The sequence below is a fragment of the Intestinibacter sp. genome, assembly GCF_022780145.1.
Classification (GTDB): Bacteria; Bacillota; Clostridia; order Peptostreptococcales; family Peptostreptococcaceae; genus Intestinibacter.
In genome coordinates this window covers 1-2,036 of record NZ_JALEXO010000077.1, presented here as the reverse complement: position 1 = coordinate 2,036, position 2,036 = coordinate 1, and the positions used below count along the sequence as shown (strand labels likewise).

The window sequence follows — 2,036 nt, the reverse complement described above, 5'->3', positions numbered from 1 at the left end:
GAAGAATTAAGACAACATAGAAGAGATATTCAAATGGTTTTTCAAGATCCTACAACAGCCTTTAATCCTAAGATGAAGGTTAAGGATATTATATGTGAACCGCTTTTAAATTTTGGATTAATCAAAAAGAGCCAAAAAGAAGAAGTAGCTAAGAAATACCTTGAAATGGTTGAACTTCCAGCAGAATTCATGGATAGATACCAACATAATATGAGTGGTGGACAACGTCAACGTATAGGAATTGCGAGGGCATTGGTACTAGATCCAGAAATCATGATACTAGATGAATCTACTTCTGCACTAGATGTTTCTATACAAAAAAATATTATAGAATTGATTAAAAAAATACAACAGGACAGAAATCTTACTATAGGATTTGTATGTCATGATATAGTCCTAGTTAGCGAGATGAGCCATACAGTTGCTGTTATGTATTTAGGAAATATAGTTGAAGTTATACCTAGTCATAAGCTAAGTAGTTTAGCTATGCATCCGTACACAAAGACATTGATGAGTGCTGTGTTTGATTTGAAGATGGATTTTTCTAAGAAAATAGATGTAGCTGATAATGATGTTTCTAATAAAATTGATAATGTAAATGCATGTCCATTTAGAGATAGATGTGAGCATGCAATGGACATCTGTAGCAAAGAAAATCCTGAGCTAAAGGAAGTAACTAAAGATCATTATGTAGCTTGTCATTTAAATTTTAATGTTTAAATAAATAGGAGGTCGTAATAGACCTCCATTATTTTTGTAATTAATAGCTAAAATTCAGTTTTATATTTAAATTACATATAAAAGAACACATAAATATTGACATAGGCTTCCTAACAATATAAATATGTGGAATATTTCATGGAATTCAAATTTTTTTAATTTAAGAAACTTAGGTTTAGTTCCATATATAACGGCACCTATTGTGTAAAATATACCGCCTGCAACTAATAGTCCAAGCCCAAAGCTAGATAGAGATCTATATAGTGGGACGATTAAAAATATTGCGCACCATCCCATAATTACATATATAACAGTAGAAATCCATCTAGGACTTTCGAACCAAATTAATTTGAAGGAAACTCCTAAAACAGCTATTAATACTTCTATTCCAAATAAAACCCAGCCTTTTACCCCATTTAACGATATTAAACAAAATGGTGCATAGGAACCTGCTATTAAGATAAAAATCATAGAATGATCTAATCTTCTCAAAAATTTAATAGTTTCTTCCTTAGCAATAACTAAGTGATATGTAGCTGATGCGGAATACAATAGTATTAATGATATTCCAAATATAATCACAGCAGTTAGGGCAAGAGGAGATGGATTCTCCAATGTAGTTTTTATTACTAATATTAATAAACCTGCAAATGATAAAATTGCTCCGAATAAATGGGTAAAACCATTTATCGGTTCTCTAATATATCTACCCATATTCAAGACCTCCTAATAGAAATAGTATTGTTAACTATATTATATAATATTTTATACTGTTTTAGGTAATATTATTTAATATAATTATATTATATTTTATCCGCAATTTTTAAATCAAAATAATTTTGTAAAAAAAATAAAAAAAGTGTTGACGAATAACTTTTATGGTGGTATTATATTACTTGTCCTTGAGAGAGAGCAAGAAATTAAGAAAGTTTTTAAAAAACTTCTTAAAAAAATGGTTGACAAAGTTTTAAAACTTTGTTAAACTAAGAAAGCTGAAACGAGCAAATGAACTTTGAAAATTAAACAGTAGGTTAAATAAAATCTTTAATTCACACGAATTAAAACCAACAAACCAAGCCAGATATTCGATAAAGATTAATCTGAGCAGGAAACTTTATTTTAAGCAATTGACATGAGCGAAGCGAATGGACATTGCGACATAAAGTGTAACTTTGTTTTGAGAGTTTGATCCTGGCTCAGGATGAACGCTGGCGGCGTGCCTAACACATGCAAGTTGAGCGATCTTCTTCGGAAGAGAGCGGCGGACGGGTGAGTAACGCGTGGGTAACCTACCCTGTACACACGGATAACATACC

Annotated in this window: 2 protein-coding genes and 1 rRNA gene; 2 read left to right on the top strand and 1 reads right to left on the bottom strand. The window is 31.0% G+C overall.

Features of this window, described 5'->3' with window-relative positions; all coding sequences use genetic code 11:
- A partial coding sequence (locus MR593_RS02945; protein ID WP_290686779.1) for an ABC transporter ATP-binding protein occupies positions 1 to 720 on the top strand: 720 nt, incomplete at its 5' end.
- Between the two features lie 66 nt (positions 721 to 786).
- On the opposite strand, the gene trhA is transcribed toward MR593_RS02945, so the two are convergent.
- A complete protein-coding gene (gene trhA, locus MR593_RS02940) occupies positions 787 to 1,434 on the bottom strand; it encodes a PAQR family membrane homeostasis protein TrhA (protein ID WP_290686777.1) in 648 nt (215 codons plus the stop codon).
- Positions 1,435 to 1,893: 459 nt separating this feature from the next.
- On the opposite strand from trhA, the gene MR593_RS02935 reads away from it, so the two are divergent.
- Positions 1,894 to 2,036, top strand: a 16S ribosomal RNA gene (locus MR593_RS02935); the annotation flags it as partial.